This is a genomic window from Aeromonas sp. 3P, assembly GCF_051919745.1.
Classification (GTDB): Bacteria; Pseudomonadota; Gammaproteobacteria; order Enterobacterales; family Aeromonadaceae; genus Aeromonas; species Aeromonas veronii.
Genome location: NZ_JBQBED010000001.1, coordinates 1,286,835 through 1,303,574, shown reverse-complemented (window position 1 = coordinate 1,303,574; position 16,740 = coordinate 1,286,835). Strand labels below are relative to the sequence as shown.

Genomic DNA, 16,740 nt, shown 5'->3' with positions numbered 1-16,740 from the left:
TGAGTTTTATTTAGATTGATTTTTAGGGGCGAGAATGAGAAAAAAAATTATGATTATGAGTCGTTACCCTGTAGAAGGAGCTAGCTCAAGACTGCGATTATTACAATACTTACCTTTTATCACTACTGGCCATGATGATTTTTATGTAACATCGTTCTTTAACGCAAAGTATATGCTATTTCTTAATGGAAAGAGAAAACTATCATATCTCAATATTGTTTGGTGTTATATAAGGCGTTTTTTTCATTGTTTATTATGTGTTTTTTTTGACACGATATGGGTAGAAAAAGAAATCTTTCCCTATTTACCTGGTTGGTTTGAACGTTTTTTTGTCCTTATAGGGAAAAGAGTTGTTGTTGACTATGATGATGCGGTGTATCTACAATATAAACATGGTAATTTAAAAAAGATTCTATTGGGAAATAAAATTGAAAAGGTGATGAAGCATGCATCACTAGTTATTGCAGGAAATAGAAATTTGGCGGATAAAGCAAAGTTATCCGGTGCTAAAAACGTTTTGATTATACCTACAGTGATTGATATCCGTCGTTATTCTCAAGTTCCAAATTACAATTACAGAGATAAAGTCTCTTATATCGGATGGATCGGCTCTCCATCAACGGAGAAATATCTAATTGAAATGAAAAATGCTCTGTCATCTATCTGTGAAAAATTTTCTGTAAAACTCTTGGTGGTTGGTGCTAGTGATAAGATTTTAAGTCATTTTAAGAATGATCATATTGAATTGGTTTCATGGTCTGCAGATAGTGAAGTGGAGCTAATTAAAAAAATGGACATTGGGATCATGCCATTAATAGACAGTGAGTGGGAAAAGGGTAAGTGTGGATATAAAATAATTCAGTATATGGCCGTCGGCATTCCAGTAATTGCTTCCCCAATAGGCGTTAATGTTGATATTGTAAATGACTCAAAATCAGGATTGCTAGCATCTACACAAGAGGAGTGGATTTCTGCATGTTCTACGCTCATATCGTCAAGTGCTCTCCGTGAAATGTATGGAAAAAATGGACGTGCAGCGGTCGAAAATATATATTGTGTTCAACAGCAATACAAGTCGATAAAAGAGTTATTAATAATCAACTGAGCATTATTTCATGGGTTCTTATATTGCATATATATTTCCTTATATTATTTTATCATTGTTTACATTTAGGCATAATGGAATATTGCGAGGTAAGTTCCCATGGATACTTTTTTATGTTTTTTTATGTTTATTTATTGGATTGAGAGAGTCTATTGGTGGAGACTGGCTTCTATATAATAAATTCTTTATTGAGATATCAAAGCTTTCATTTTTTGATGCAATCAGGTATACAGACCCAGCATATGCGGCTATAAACTGGATTGTTGGAAGAACATTCGGGACTATATATATAGTTAATTTTATCTGTGCGCTTATTTTTTTTAGTTGCATATTCATTTTTTGTTCCAAGCAGCCATATCCATGGTTGTGTTTAGCTGTTTTATATCCATACTTAATTGTTGTTGTGGGAATGGGTTACACTAGACAGTCTGTAGCAATTGGATTGTCCTTATTAGCGGTTTCATTTTTCTTGGATGGAAAAGTATACAAATCACTTCTGGTTATTATGCTATCTGTGCTTTTTCATAAGTCTTCATTATCATTTATTCCTGTGTTTATATTAGGGCTTAATAATAAGAAAATTATTTTTTCTATGTTGTTGTTTTTTATTGCAATGATGATTTATATATATCTTTTTTATTGGAATCATATATCAGAACTATATATAAAAAATTTAGTCTATTCGCAGGGTGCAATTTTACGTGTCGGTCTGGGGATTTTTATCTTATGTCTATATTTGATGGTGAATCCATCGCCATCATTTTTTTTTGTTTGCGGATAGACAGTCTGATTTACTAAAAAGTGGAGCCATAGTTACATGCATATCTATGATTCTAGTTTTTTTCTATCCAACACTAGTGGATAGATTTTACTTGTACTTTATATATTTCCAACCACTTCTATTGATGTTAGTTTTAGATAGGATTCGTGATTCTAAATATCTTCGTCACGCAGTGACATTTGTTTTATCGCTATACTTTTTTTTATTATATATTTGGCTATGTTTCTCTCCATTCGCAGGCTTGTTTTGGCTTCCATATAAAAACATCTTGAGTATTTAAATGTGAAAATATTATTAATTGGCAATACAATGTGGTCATTCTATAACTTCAGAATGGATTTAATTAAAAATATTATTGGTTTAGGGCATCAAGTCTATATTTTGGCGCCAAATGATCACTCCTTCAATAAGATTAAAGATATACCTGGGTGCACGTTATTAGATATAAATCTTTCGAGAAAAGGAATAAATCCAATCTACGAAATATTGCTTCTTTTCAAAATTTATCTAAAAATAAAAGAAATTAAGCCAGACCTTATCTTCAACTATACTATAAAGCCAATAATTTATGGCTCCATTGCCTCATGGTTCGCGGGGATTAAAAATATAGCGGTTACAACTGGCTTAGGTTATATAGCTATAAATAATAACTTAGTATCAACAATATCTCGTTACTTATATAAGGTCGCATTGTTCTTTTCAAATGAAGTTTGGTTTTTGAATGAGGATGATAAAAGTTATTTTATTTCATTAAGGCTAGTCGATAAGAACAAAACAAGAATACTCCCTGGTGAGGGGATTGATGTTGATTATTTTTCAAACATCCATTTTCAGCCATTTTTTAGTGAAGGTTTTTCATTTCTCTTGATTGCAAGAATGCTTTCAGATAAAGGCATTTTTGAATTTGTTGAAGCAGCAAGAAGAATTAAATGTTTTTTCCCAGAGTGTAAGTTTATATTAATGGGAGATGTTGATTCTGGTAATCCTAATTCGATAGAAAAAGAAATGCTGGAGGCTTGGATACAAGAAGGGGTGATTGATTATTTACCATTTGAGCATGACGTTAGACCGTTCATAAATAAAGCAAACTGTGTTGTATTACCATCATATCGAGAGGGGATTCCTCGCACGCTGCTTGAAGCTTCGGCCATGTCGAAAGTAGTTATTGCATCAAATGCCCCAGGGTGTAAAGATGTCGTTATCAATGGGGAAACCGGCTTCCTTTGTGAGCCAAATAATGTAGATAGTTTAGTCGAAACGTGTACTTATGTTCTTGGATTGGAGTCTTCTGAATTAGTATTGCTCGGACGTAATGGAAGAAACTATGTGGCTAATAAGTACGCAAACGAGATAGTTTTTGATTTTTATAAAAAAACCATAGCAAAATATCAAGTGTAAAGTAACGGTAATAGCATGAATTCAAACATATTATTTTTCTTTATTTTTATTGGCGCAGCGTCATTTTTATTATCCCTTTTTTTTAGCAAGCTAGCACATATTTTTGGCTTGGTTGACAAACCCACACAAAGAAAACAACACGTAGGTAACGTCCCGTTAGTCGGTGGTTTATCAATTTATACATCAGTAATGCTAGCTCTTTGGTGGAAACAAGAGTTGCTAGTGCACTCTGATATTTATGTTCTATGTGCTTCAATACTTGTTATGATCGGTGTGATTGATGATAAGTATGACGTAGATTATAGAATAAGATTAATTGTTCAAATCATTGTTTCTTGTCTCATGATTTTTGGTGCTGGTCTTTCATTGAAAAGCCTAGGATATATACTCTTTGGTTCGGAATTGGTTTTAGGACCTCTTGGCTACATCGTTACGATACTGGCTGTTTTGGGAGCAATAAATGCATTTAACATGGTTGATGGTATTGATGGTTTATTGGGGACATTATCTCTAGTCGCGTTTGCAGGGCTTTTTTACATACACTATGAAGATGAACAGTTCAATCTTGCATGGTTCTCTTTGCTTTTTATTATCGTCACTGTGCCGTATTTACTATTAAATCTTGGTTTTATACTAAAAGACAGATGCAAAATATTTATGGGTGATGCAGGAAGCATGCTGCTTGGATTCACCATCGTATGGATATTATTGCAGGGCACACAAGGTGCAACTTCTCAGATGAAGCCGGTAACGGCCTTATGGTTGATTGCCATTCCTCTTATCGACATGATTTCGACAATGGTAAGGAGAATAAAAAAGAAGCAATCGCCATTTAAAGCTGATAGAGAACATTTGCATCATATTTGTTTGAGAGCTGGCCTGTCATCAGGTAAATCTTTGGCTTTAATCTCTTTTATGGCAGCATTGCTCGCTATTTTTGGTATATTTATGGAGTATAGTGGTATACCAGATTTTATGGTTATGATAATGTTTTTATTTATTTCAATGTTCTATTATGTAATGTTGAGCCACATATGGAAAATTATCTCTTGGCTGAGGAGTCGTTCATGACTAAGATCTTTCCATGTATTATATATCCTTCCATCTAAATAGCTGTTACGAATTATCGCTCACCGGAGGTAGGAACTTCAGTCCAGTTTGTGCGATCTAATTCGTCGCCCAAAAATCAAGCTGTAGTGATGTGATGGAGGCCCCCTCCCAGCGTGGTCAGTTTCATACTTAGGCTGACAGCGTTCAACTTGGGGGAGCACCACATGAACACGATCAAAGTAATTGGAATCGATATTGCTAAGTCTGTTTTTCAGGTGTGTGTATGGATGGCTGATGGTTCTGTTGCCTGGAGTCGTAAAATATCTCGCCAGAAACTGCTCCACACGTTGCGCCAGTTTCCCACCGCAAACACTGATTGCTATGGAAGCTTGCTCAACATCTCACTTCTGGGGACGGACACTGATATCGATGGGCTATGACGTAAAACTCATACCCACACAGCATGTCAAAGCCTTTGCAAGACACCAGAAGAATGATGTCAACGATGCATTAGCTATTTGTGAAACTGCTTGCCGACCAGGGATCCACTTCGTATCAGTTAAAACTACAGAGCAACAAGATATCAAGGCGTTACGTAGTGCTCGCCAGCTCATAGTTGAGCAGCGAACAGCTCTGGCTAACCAACTACGGGCATTACTTGCCGAGTACGGGGTCATTATTCCAGCTGGGTTACAACGCCTGCAACAACAACTGCCAGAAGTGCTTGAAGACGGAGACAATACGATAACCTTCACGCTTCGCCGACTACCGAGCCTGTTACGAGAAGATATGCAGATACTCACTGAACGGATTGATGTCTTGGATAAGGAACTAGCTGAACTGTCCAGCCAGCAGGTTGCCTATCACCACTTATTGACCATTCCTGGCGTCGGGCCACTGATTGCCGCTGCGGTGGTCAGTGAGGTTGATGCCACCCAGTTTTCCAGCGGCCGTGAGCTTTCGGCTTGGTGTGGCTTAGTCCTTCGACAGCACAGTTCAGGTGGAAAACAACGGCTTTCATCCATGACCAAGAACGGTAATCGTAACTTGAGGACCTTGATCATCCATGGCGCTCGAGCGGTGATGCGTTGTGTGCAAAAACGGGATGACAGTTTAGGGAGATGGATCAAGGCAATTGAATTGCGGCGTGGCTTCTTGAAAGCCACTGTCGCCCTGGCAAATAAGTTAACTCGGATTATCTGGCGCGTACTAACTGACTCGGTTGATTTCAGTATGAGCAGAGCTTTTGCAGGAAATTCATTTGATATTTGCTTAGAAAATCTACGTTACTAAGTTTGCAGGCACTGATGAAGAAACGGGTACTGTCCTTGTAACAGCCTGAATTAGACTTGGGTATGCATATACTGGTGTAGTGATAAGGAAGCAAGGCTCGGATGACATCATTGCTAGGGAGTTAATCTCATCATAACGCCGGATATATGGTCGCAAACCGTATCAGTTCAGTTCTTGCACAACCCTGGGGCGTCCATATATGGTCTAATCATCCCGGACACCATTTGGGTGGTACAGTTGCCACCATGATCTGAGGTGTTCAATGACAAGATTACGTCGCTCATTTACTGCCGAATTCAAACTCGACGCCGCATCCCTAGTGCTCGACCAGGGATATTCTGTCCCTGAAGCCAGCCGTACACTGGATGTCGGTGAAACCGTACTGCACCATCTGCTTGTCAAGCATCTACGTCGTTCTCACAGCCATGCGTCATGGGAAACGCCATACCCGCTAGGGAGAGAGGGGGACCATCAATATAGTGAACGGCATTAGTCGCTGACATGGGATCGCGGCATGGAACTGGCCAAGCATTTGGGGTTTACTGCAAACACTGGGGTGAAGGTTTACTTCTGTGATCCCCAGAGTCCCTGGCAACGGGGGGCGAATGAAAATACCAATGGGCTGATCCGACAATACTTCCCCAAAAAGACATGTCTTGCCCAATATTCCCAGCAAGAGCTGGATACGGTTGCAGCTCAACTAAACCGCAGACTGAGGAAAATCCTGAAATTTAAAACGCCAAAAGAAGTTATTGAAAAGAGTGTTGCGTTGACAAGTTGAATCTACAACTGCTCTCTTGATGGCGGACTAGTTCACACGGTAACTGTTCACCCAGATGGCATTGACAGGAAAAAGTGAGACGATCATCCCTTGATCCACTGTTGCCCCTTGCCTGATCCCGCCAGCTTGGCACCATCACGTCATGAGCAAACCCATTACGCCACCACCCGGCCTGCCGCTGACCCTCGAGCAAGCCAACGAGCTGATTTACAAGCTGATGGCGCGCATCGCCGAGCTTGAAGACCGCCTCAACCAAAACAGCAATAACTCCTCCAAGCCCCCCTCCACTGATGGCTCGGGGACCCCGCCTGCGCGCAAGCGCCCCGCTTCCGGCAAGGCTCGTGGTGCCCAGCCTGGCCACAAGGGGCAGCGGCGTGAACGTCATCCTGAGGACGACCGACTGACGGCAATACCACACTATCCTGCCCGGCAGTGCGCCTGCTGTGGTGAGCAGGTGGTGTCCCATGACAAGCCCTACCGGGTTCATCAGGTGTTTGACCTGCCCGAGGTCAGCTATGTGGTGACAGAGCATCAGCTGTATCGGGGCACCTGCCGTGGGTGCGTCACCACCAGTGAAGCAGCCCTGCCCGATACGGTGAGCCACAGCCAGATGGGGGCTAATCTGCTGAGCTATATCGCTTTGCAGAGTGGTCAGTTCCACCAGAGCATCAGCAAGATACAGCAGCAGCTCAAGCAGCACTTCGGTTTGAGCTTTAGCCGAGGCGCCATCAGTGAAGCGCAAGGCCGGGTCAGCGCCATGCTCACCCCGACCCACCAAGCCATCAAACAGCAAGTGCAGTCTGCCGCCATCATCCATGCCGATGAAACCCGGCACCAGCGGGGCGGTGAGCGACGCTGGATGTGGCTGGCCCTGAGCAAGGTCGCGGTCTGCTTCATGACGGCGTTTGGCCGCGGTCAGGAGGCAGCGAAGCGGTTGCTGGGCAGTGAGCTTGATGGGGTGCTGGTGACCGACCAGTATGCGGGATACCGCTTCATCGACAGCGCCCAGCGCCAACTGTGCTGGGCGCATGTGCTGCGCAACGTGGCGGCGATTGCCGAGAGTAGCGACGCCGTCAACCAGCCTATCGGAGCCCGGCTGGTACTGCTGGCTGACACGGTGTTCAGAACCCGGCATGGCTATGAACAAGGCTGCTTAAGCCGGGAGCAGTACCAGCGAAGGTTGCAGCGATGTCGGCAAAGCTGGCGAAGGCAGCTGGAGCGGGGCAGTGTACTGTGTTCCAAGCGCTACCGTGGGCGCTGCCAGTTACTGCTCAAGGACGATGAGATGCTATGGCGTTTTATGGAAAACGACGAGATAGCGCTGACCAACAATGAAGCGGAGCGGGCGCTGCGTGGCTATGTGCTGTGGCGCAAGGGAAGCTATGGCGTCTGGTCGCATCGAGGCGAGCAGTTCAGGCAGCGTATCCTATCGTTGGTGGAGACGGCCAAGCGATTGGGCCGCTGCCCGCAGGAGTGGCTGAGGGCAGTTGTCAGGTCCTGCATCGAGAAAACCGACTACCCGTTCCCGGAGGAGTTGGTGCTGTCAACACCGTCCCGGTGAACGGTTACGTTCACACGTACGCGCTGATAGACCAATTAAGAGAGCAAGCCCCCATCACCCTGGTCTGCTGCGCTTTCGATGTTCCAACATCCTGTTTTTACTACTATCTGGCTCGCAAGCGGATGATTAACCGTAAGCGGATACAGCAACGCAGCGAGTTGCGCCGGTTGTTCAAAGAGAGCCGAGGCTCGGCAGGCAGCCGCGCCTTGATGCCGATGATGCGGGAGTTGGGGTATCAGATTGGCCGATTCAAATTACGTAACTTGATGAAGGAAGCAGGGCTGGTATCCAAACAGCCGGGCGCACACCACTATAAGGTGGCACAGTCTGAACGGCCTGCTGGCCCGCGAATTTGATGTCCAGCAACCCAATCAGGTGTGGTGTGGCGATATCACCTACGTCTAGGCAGGTGATCGTTGGCATTACCTGGCAGTGCTTCTTGACCTGCACACCCGGCGGGTCGTGGGCTGGGCGATGTCTGATAAGCCTGATGCAGAGCTGGCCTATCAGCAGCGGGGTTGCCATCCGGTGTACTATTTCACTCTGACTAGGGCAGCCAATATGGTATTTCGGCAACGACTGTGGCGCTATCGCATGACCCAGAGCATGAGTCGTCGTGGTAACTGCTGGGATAACGCCCCGATGGAGCGGTTGTTCAGAAGCCTGAAGTCAGAGTGGCTCCCGGCTATGGGATATATGAACTTGCGAGAGGCGAAGCGGGATATCAGTTATTACCTGATGGATTACTACAACTGGCGGCGTCCACATCAATACAATGACGGGATACCGCCAGCAAAAGCCGAGGTTCGACCTAACCAAGTGTCCGGATTTAGTTGACCACTACACCTTTAACGCATATACCGACTAGATGCAGCACAACTATGACTTTAAAACTAATTATGATCAGCTTAAGTGTACTTTATTGGGTGTTGGGTGTGCACTTTTTTATGCACAACCCAGGTGGTGCTGGGCTGTACCTGCCATTTAACGCATGGGGGTGGGTGTTTGCCTCGCTGGCTATCGGATTGGGGCTCTGGCAGGTGACGTTACGCCAGCGTCTGGTCTTTTCTCCATTACAAGCGGGTTTATGGATAGGGGCGCTCTTGCTGCTGCTTCCGATGCTCTATTCCGGGTTTGCTTTCAAGGATTATGCCATTCCCCGATTACTGGGGTTGTTTGCTGGCCTGCTGTTTTTGTTTGGACTTTATCAATGGCGCTTTGATAAAGCACAGCGTGATCGCTTGCTCTATCTCATCCTGGTTGCGATCGCGATGGAGGCATTGCTGGGTCTAGTGCAATTCTACCTCTTAACGCCAGGTAACTGGATTGGTTATGACACCAAAGCCAATCGTCCATACGGGATCTTTCAACAGCCAAACGTGATGGCGACGTTTATGGCAACTGGCCTTGCTCTTGCTATCTGGCTGGAATTACGCCGAGGGGGGGGGCGCTTGCTTATGGCGCTGCGCTATGGCGTCATTCTTTCTGCAGCACTGCTGCTCGTTGTTTTGCAATCCCGAGTGGGGCAGTTAGGCGGTCTGCTAGCACTGTTTTTATTGATGCCTCAGCTTTATCGACAGCAGCTGCTATGGCGGATATTGGGTCTGGTTATTTTGGCTGTAGCGATTGGCCTGTTATCACAATATTGGCTGGCTGGAGCAAAGCGCGGATTAGAGATTTATCAATCTGGTGGTATGCGCTCTATTTACTGGTCTTATGCGGCAAAACTAATTGCACAGGCTCCCTGGAGTGGTTGGGGATATGGCAGTTTTGAATCTATTTTTCTCCATCACTACATGGCTGATAAAGTACTGGATCCGTCCATGGTGCAGATTGAGTACAATCTTGACCACCCCCATAACGAGTTTCTCTACTGGGCTGTTGAGGGGGGGATTGCACCCATGGTCGGCATGGTAATCATGGGCGGTGCATTATTGTTTCGCCTCATTGGAGTCCCCCCTGTTAATGCCATGGGGCTGCTTGCCCTGGTTACACCGATATTGCTCCATACCCAGATGGAATATCCTCTCTACCATGCAATCGTACTATGGTGGTTGCTGCTGACGCTAATTTATAGCATCGACACTGAAATCGAAGAAAGTAACTTGGTGAGTCATGGTCGCTCATCATGGTGGGATATGGAGTGCCGCCTATGGCTGTTACTGCGATTTATGGCGATCGCTATCCCGCTGCTGGTCGTTCCCTTTATGCTCACAGCAATTCACACCGCATGGGTAGTCACCAAATATGAACGGGGTGGGTATAAAGAGCCGACTTTGCTACTTGATATCGTCAATCCCATGGCTTGGTTGACCCGAGTGGAATTTGATGTGAACTCGGTTCGTCTGATGGTGGGTTTGCAGACAAATAACAAGACCGAACTGGAAGCTTATCTGGAGTGGGGGCAGGCATTCGTACGCCATACACCGCGTGCCAACATATACGCCAATATGGTGATCGCGCTTAATGCATTGGGTCGTAGGGAGGAAGCCAATACGATGCGAGTGGAAGCGCTCAAGCTCTATCCAACCGAGCCCCTTTTAACTGGATCCGCTTCACAGGCAGTGATTACTGGTGTTGACAAATCAGGCAAGAATATAACCAAAAATAAATAGTGCTATTTGGCTACATAGAAAGCCAGCCCTTAAAAACGGCTGGCTTTTTTATTGTTTACCTTCTGGACGGCCACTATCCGAACAGTCTGTTTTCGGACGCATACCACTGTCAAACGGGCTACGAAAAGCATATTTGAAATGTCATGCTTCGCTCTCAACCAATTGATTAATATGTAATTTTGTTGGAAGTGTCGAATGGGTTGATAGTCAATTGGGAGTATCCCCCTCATCATCGGGTGAAGGGACAGGTTCTAGATGTGTTCATTGCTAAACAGATAGGCATAGTCTTGTCACATGATGTTGAACGTGTGGTAGAAATGTGCGCTCATGCTTATAAAGCAGGTTACCGAGTTAGTTTTGCTGGATGCTGAACTGGAAATTAATGAGTCTTGAAATACCGATGTTTCTTGAACACAAGATGGTAATCATCTCTCTACCCAGAAGAGCTGCATTCCAGCCAGTTTGTTATTAAGAGTGGCAAGCATTCAATCTTGATGGTGAAATTTAAGAAAAAAAGAACGTTAATATAGAAAAACTGTATGTTCTCGCGAATTGTCCATGCTATTCTGAAACAGTTATCCCTGTAACCGACTTTTTTGTGAGGAAATAATGAACGAGTTTCTGAAAGTTCTGCTGAACATTCGCAGTCTGCGTGCGGCTATTCGTGAACTGCCGTTTGAGCAACTGCTGGAAGCTAAAGAGAAGTTTGACCTGGTTTACCAAGAGCGCGCCGATTCTGTTGAACAGGAGCGTGCTGAACAGGAAGAGCGTCAGCGCAAGCTGAATGAATTCACCGAAATGCTGCAGCAGGCTGGTATTGATCCTCGCGAGCTGTTGGCGACTGCCGCAGCTCCGGCTGCTGCGACTGGCGCTGCCAAGAGCAAGCGTGCTCCGCGTCCGGCTAAATACAAGTACGAAGAAGATGGCCAGGAAAAAACCTGGACCGGTCAAGGCCGTATGCCGAAAGCCATTGCTGCTCAAGTAGCACTGGGTAAAGACCTGAACGATTTCCTGATCTAATTCGTCAGGTTCAGAGATTGAATAATGCCGCCCTTGGGCGGCATTATTTTTTGCCTTTTTACTCGTCGTTATCCAATCCGCCTTCTGCCGCTCTGCTATCTACATCCTCGCTTGTATCCTTTTTACCGTCGTTTCACTTCACTGTTACTTTGCTCAATATCCCTCGCTGTTTGCGATTAATTTTGTCGTGCAGGATTAACTGCGTGATATCGCTATTTGTATGCGTCGTGCAGATATGAGCTTCGGAAATGCATCTCACGATTCACGGGGCGCCGCTCGGCAAGAGTCGAGCTCTCTGCTGATGGAATATCCGGTAATCGTTACCTCCGGTCAGGGAGCGTGAGGTATAGAGAGAGCCTCAAGGTATGGCCCGGATATTCTGGGTCGCCGATGCATGTAATTGGCAGTGCTGCCATGACTGCCCCTGATGATGGGCAATGGAGTTCGGTTGCCGTGTGGGCGAGGGGGGGGCTGTGCGGTCCATGGCGATGGCATTCCCCACTCTGCCGGCTGAGCGGGGAATGGCCGGGTGAAGCGTTATCGGGGCGCCACGCTATCGCTGCCACCCAGGGCGCGATAGATTTTGGCAGTGGTGGTGAGCTGCTCTTTTTGCTGGGCCAACAGGCTCTGCTGGGCATCCCACAGTCGGTTCTGCTCATCGAGCCAGGCTTGCACGCCGGTCGCACCCGCCTGGAAGCGTGCCTTGGCCAGTCGTTCGGCCTCCCGGGCATAACTCAGCTGCTCCTGCAGATAATCGAGTCGCTGCTGGCCATAGTGGCGTGCGGCCAGATTGTCTTCAACCTCCACCAGTGCGGTGTAGAGCTGTTTGCGAAACTCGGTTTCAGCAATCTGGTAATCCAGCTCTGAGCTTTCGATGGCGAGCTGGGTGCGGTTGTATTCAAGGAAGGGAAGGGCGAGGCTGGCTCCCAGCGTACCTACCGGATTTTGCAGCACCTGCGCCAATCTATCGGATGCGGTGCTGGCACTGCCGGTCAGGGTCAGGCTGGGGTAGAAGCTGGTGCGGATCTCATCCCCTTTAGCTAGCGTCTTGCGCAGCCGCAATTCGGCCGCTTTGACATCGGGGCGGCGGGCCAGCACATCGGCCGGAATACCCACCGCAAGTTCAGGAATGGCCTGCTTTGCAAGGGAAGCGGGTGCATACTCCAGCGGCCCGCTGCTGCGGCCCAGCAACAGACGCAGGGCATTGCGAGCCTGTTCCTGCTGCGCTTTGAGGGAGGCCAGCTCAGCCTGCTTGCCTGCCAGTTGCTGGCGTGCCTGCGCCAGATCGAGTCGGGTGATGGCGCCTGCCTGGTATTTGGTTTGGGTCAGCTGCTTGGTTCGCGTCAGGTTGGCCAGCTGCTGTTCTCCGAGTGCGATGGCAGAGCCGAGATAGCCGAGCTGCCAATATTGCTCCAGAGTATTGCCGATCAGCAGGAGTCGGATGCTGGCGAGATCCTGCTCGCTTGCCGCCGCCTCCCAGCTTGCCTGATCTCGCACCGAGGCAAGCTTGCCCCACAAATCCACTTCGTAACTGAGGCTCAGCGAGGGGCCCAGACTGTTGGTGCCTTTGCCGGTTTTCAGATCCTTGTTGCCACTGGCTGCGATAGTGCCATTGACCGAGGGGGTGAGGTTGGTATCGGTCTGCTCGGCGCCCAGTCTGGCGCTTTTGAGCTTGAGGGCCGCCACATGCATGTCCGGGTTGGCGGCCAGTACCGCCTCGACCAATTTGTCGAGCTGGGGATCATGAAATTCCCGCCACCATGGGCCTGCCTGCGCAGCCAGTTGGGCGCCCTCTGCCTGTTGCCATGCAGGGGCGATCGCCAGTTCGGGTCTTTGATAGGTGCTGTGCTGACTGCAGCCGCTGAGAGCCATAGAGAGAGCCAGCCAGGAGAGTTTGTGCATTGTTATTCCCTCGCCAGTGCGACAACAGGGTCGAGCCGCGCCGCATTGCGTGCCGGCAGGTAACCAAACAGGATCCCGATGAGTGACGAGCAGCCAAAGGCCATCAAGATGGAGAAGAGCGAGAACTGCATCTTGATGGAGTCCACCAGCAGTGAAAAGAGCGCGCCAATACCGAGCGAGAGGCCGACGCCGAAGAGCCCCCCCAGCAGGCTCACCATCACGGCTTCAATCAGGAACTGCTGCAGAATATCCGACTGGCGGGCGCCCACTGCCATGCGAATGCCGATCTCGCGGGTGCGCTCCACCACCGACACCAGCATGATGTTCATCACGCCCACCCCGCCGACGATCAGCGAGATCACCGCGATGGCCGAGACCATCAGGGTCATGGTGGCGGTGGTTTTCTCTACCGATTTGATGATGCTGTCGCTACTGAAGGTGAAGAAATCCTTCACCCCGTGGCGCTTGGTGATCAGCTCGATCACCGCCTGCTCGGCCAGTGCCGGTTGTACCCCGTCCTTGACTCGTATAGTGATCTGGCTGAAGTGGTGCTGCGAGATGAGGCGACTCATCACCGCACTGTAGGGTAGCCAGATATTGACCGACTGGCTGGTGGGGCCGAAGCCGGTCTCCTGCGAAACCACACCGACAATCCGCACCGGCAAGGTGCCGACCAGTACCACCTTGCCGACCGGGTCCTCCTTGCCAAGCAGGCTGGTGATGCTCTTCTTGTCCACCACGGCAACGGCAGCACGCTGCTGGATATCTTGCCACTCCAGTAAGCGACCACTGACCAGCGTCATCCCCTTTACCTTGAAATAGTCGTTACCGACACCGGTCACATTGCCGCTGTTGGTCTTGTTGCGATAGCGCAACTGGCCGGAGCTGCCGATCTCGGGGCTGGCGCCCGCAAGATAGGGCTGCCCCAACAGGGCATCGAGATCCCCCTTGTTGAGGGTCTGGATGCTGGCCATTTTCTCATCGCCCCATCCCTTGCCCGGGAAGATTTCGATGGTGTTGGTGCCCATCGCATTGATCTGGTCGATCACCTTGGCGCGCGCCCCTTGCCCCAGCGCCACCACGCTCACCACGGCGGCGATGCCGATGATGATGCCGAGCATGGTGAGGAAGGTGCGCATCCGGTGGGCGAGCATGGCATGGATCGCCATCCGTCCCGCTTCCCGATAACGATCCCAGTCGTGACCCATGGCGCCTTTAGTGGGCACTATTTTTTGAGGGGCTACAGCGGTGGCTGGAGCCAACACGGCCGTTTGGCAGGGGCCGCTATCTTGTTCAATCCGACCATCCTTGAGAGTGATGATCCGGTCGGCATGGCTGGCCACGTTCATATCGTGGGTGACCAGAATGATGGTGTGGCCCTGAGCGTGCAGCTCCTTGAGGATCGCCATCACCTCCTTGCCGCTCTGGCTATCCAGTGCGCCGGTCGGTTCATCGGCGAGGATCACTTCGCCGCCATTGGCAAGCGCCCGGGCGATACTGACCCGCTGCTGCTGACCGCCGGAGAGTTGGCCCGGGGTATGGTGGCTGCGATCGGCCAGACCTAGTCTGCCCAGCAGCTGACGCGCACGTGCCTGGCGATCCGGGCGACTGGTGCCGGCATAGACGGCCGGGATCTCCACGTTGGCGGCGGCATCGAGATGGGGCAGCAGATGGTAGCGCTGAAAGATAAAACCGAAGTGGTGGCAGCGCAGCCGGGCCAGCGCCAACCCATCCATGGTGGCGGTGTCCTGACCGCGAAACAGATACTGGCCGCTGCTCGGGCTATCGAGACAACCCAGCAGGTTCATCAGGGTCGACTTGCCGGAGCCGGACGCGCCGACAATGGCGATCATCTCTCCTGCCGTGATGGTGAGGTCAAGAGGGTGGAGCACGGTGACTTCGCTGTCGCCGCTCTGGTAGCGTCGCTCGACCCCTTTCAGCTGGATCAACGGCAGCTGGTTCAGGGGCTCACTCATAGCATCACCGCCATCTCATCATTGTCGGCGGGGGCTCCGTGATTGAGCTGCACCTCCTCCTTCTCACTCAGCCCGCTGATCACTTCAATGCGGATCTCGTCCTTCATACCGGTTTTGATATGGCGGGTTTCGGTTGTCTCATCGTCCTTGATCACGCTGACTTCATACTCGTTGTCACCCAACGACTTGCCGAGGGCGGTTTGCGGCACAGTGAGCACCTGCTTGCGCTCGCCGAGCACAATGGTCACCTGGGTGGTCATTGCCACCCGCAGGGTATGGTCGGGATTGGGTACATCGAACAGGGCGTAGTAGTAGACAGCCGCATTGCTGGTGGTGGTACCTGTGGTGGCCTGATCGTTGATGTTGGTAGGCGCTAACTCCACGGCGCGAAGGGTACCCTGATAGCGGGTATCCGGATCGCCGATCAGGGTGAAGTAGACCGGCATGCCGGCTTTGACCTTGGTGACATCGGCTTCGGAGATCTGCGCCTTGACCGTCATGGTCTCGAGGTTGGCCAGCTTGAGCACGGTCGGCACCGTCTGGCTGGCAGCCAGGGTCTGGCCCTGACGGGTCACAATGCTGATAACGGTGCCATCCATCGGCGCCAGGATCTTGGTGTAGCCCAGCTCGGTCTTGGCCCGATCAACCTTGATCAGGGCATTGTCGATATTGGCCTGGCTGTTTTGCAGTTCGGCGCGGGTGACCGCCAGCAGTGCCTCGGCACTCTCCAGATCGGCCCGTGAACTCGCCTCCTGCTTGAACATCTGCTGCTGGCGCCGCCAGGCGAGCTCGTTCTGTTTGAGTTGTGCCTGCTTGATCTTGAGCTGGGCGCGGTTGCTGGCAAGTTCCGCCTCGGCCGTCTTGAGGTTGTTCTGGGCAATCAGGGGATCGATCTCGGCCAGCAGGTCTCCCTGCTTGACCTGATCACCAGCCTCGACGGCCAGCTTGGTGACTTGACCGGAGACTTGTGCCCCCACATCCACCTGCTCCACGGCCTGCAGCACACCACTGGCCAGTACAGTTTGGGCAATATCCTCGCGGGTAACCTGAGCGGTCAGCATCGCCTTGGGTGGTTGACTGGGCCAGAGCAGCCAGCCGAGGAGTACCACGGCGATCAGCATGGTGATGGCCAGGGTTCTCTGCTTGGGGGTTATGTTCATCGATCACCTGAATGGAAACGGAAAAGGTTGTGCGCGGCGATTATCCTGCAGCAAAGCCCTGATAAATAACAGCCGCAAATATGTAAGCAAAGTTATGG

Annotated in this window: 10 protein-coding genes and 3 pseudogenes; 10 read left to right on the top strand and 3 right to left on the bottom strand. The window is 49.4% G+C overall.

What is annotated here, in order from left to right:
* The first annotated feature begins 34 nt into the window (after window positions 1-34).
* The 10 genes and pseudogenes from ACTG19_RS05780 (at window position 35) to ACTG19_RS05735 (ending at window position 11,604) form a co-directional block, all read left to right on the top strand.
* Window positions 35-1,105, top strand: coding sequence for a glycosyltransferase family 4 protein (locus ACTG19_RS05780; RefSeq protein ID WP_439988857.1), 1,071 nt, complete (start codon window positions 35-37; stop codon window positions 1,103-1,105).
* 10 nt (window positions 1,106-1,115) lie between these two features.
* On the top strand, window positions 1,116-1,886 hold the full coding sequence (locus ACTG19_RS05775; protein WP_439988856.1) for an EpsG family protein: 771 nt from the start codon (window positions 1,116-1,118) through the stop codon (window positions 1,884-1,886).
* Window positions 1,887-2,168: 282 nt separating this feature from the next.
* A complete protein-coding gene (locus tag ACTG19_RS05770) occupies window positions 2,169-3,284 on the top strand; it encodes a glycosyltransferase family 4 protein (RefSeq protein WP_439988855.1) in 1,116 nt (371 codons plus the stop codon).
* Between the two features lie 15 nt (window positions 3,285-3,299).
* Entirely contained in the window at window positions 3,300-4,355 is a 1,056-nt protein-coding gene (gene wecA / locus ACTG19_RS05765) for a UDP-N-acetylglucosamine--undecaprenyl-phosphate N-acetylglucosaminephosphotransferase (RefSeq protein ID WP_113738816.1), read from the top strand.
* A gap of 203 nt (window positions 4,356-4,558) precedes the next feature.
* Window positions 4,559-5,627: pseudogene (locus ACTG19_RS05760) on the top strand (IS110 family transposase).
* Window positions 5,628-5,889: 262 nt separating this feature from the next.
* Window positions 5,890-6,408 (top strand): annotated as a pseudogene (locus tag ACTG19_RS05755) (IS30 family transposase).
* A gap of 142 nt (window positions 6,409-6,550) precedes the next feature.
* Window positions 6,551-7,969, top strand: coding sequence for an IS66-like element ISAs21 family transposase (locus ACTG19_RS05750; protein ID WP_004576012.1), 1,419 nt, complete (start codon window positions 6,551-6,553; stop codon window positions 7,967-7,969).
* Window positions 7,970-7,971: 2 nt separating this feature from the next.
* Window positions 7,972-8,806, top strand: a pseudogene (locus tag ACTG19_RS05745) (IS3 family transposase); the annotation flags it as partial.
* A 44-nt stretch (window positions 8,807-8,850) separates the two neighbouring features.
* Window positions 8,851-10,584: a PglL family O-oligosaccharyltransferase gene (locus ACTG19_RS05740; RefSeq protein WP_201990491.1), complete on the top strand. Its 1,734-nt coding sequence runs from the start codon at window positions 8,851-8,853 to the stop codon at window positions 10,582-10,584.
* Between the two features lie 609 nt (window positions 10,585-11,193).
* Window positions 11,194-11,604: an H-NS family histone-like protein gene (locus ACTG19_RS05735; protein WP_005344269.1), complete on the top strand. Its 411-nt coding sequence runs from the start codon at window positions 11,194-11,196 to the stop codon at window positions 11,602-11,604.
* Window positions 11,605-12,141: 537 nt separating this feature from the next.
* On the opposite strand, the gene ACTG19_RS05730 is transcribed toward ACTG19_RS05735, so the two are convergent.
* The 3 genes from ACTG19_RS05730 to macA are packed head-to-tail and all read right to left on the bottom strand — an operon-like array spanning window position 12,142 to window position 16,642.
* A complete protein-coding gene (locus tag ACTG19_RS05730; protein ID WP_439988854.1) occupies window positions 12,142-13,506 on the bottom strand; it encodes an efflux transporter outer membrane subunit in 1,365 nt (454 codons plus the stop codon).
* A gap of 2 nt (window positions 13,507-13,508) precedes the next feature.
* Window positions 13,509-15,482: a MacB family efflux pump subunit gene (locus ACTG19_RS05725; protein ID WP_151285895.1), complete on the bottom strand. Its 1,974-nt coding sequence runs from the start codon at window positions 15,480-15,482 to the stop codon at window positions 13,509-13,511.
* Window positions 15,479-16,642, bottom strand: coding sequence for a macrolide transporter subunit MacA (gene macA / locus ACTG19_RS05720; RefSeq protein WP_193859800.1), 1,164 nt, complete (start codon window positions 16,640-16,642; stop codon window positions 15,479-15,481). Before macA ends, ACTG19_RS05725 begins: the two co-directional genes overlap by 4 nt.
* Window positions 16,643-16,740: the final 98 nt, after the last annotated feature.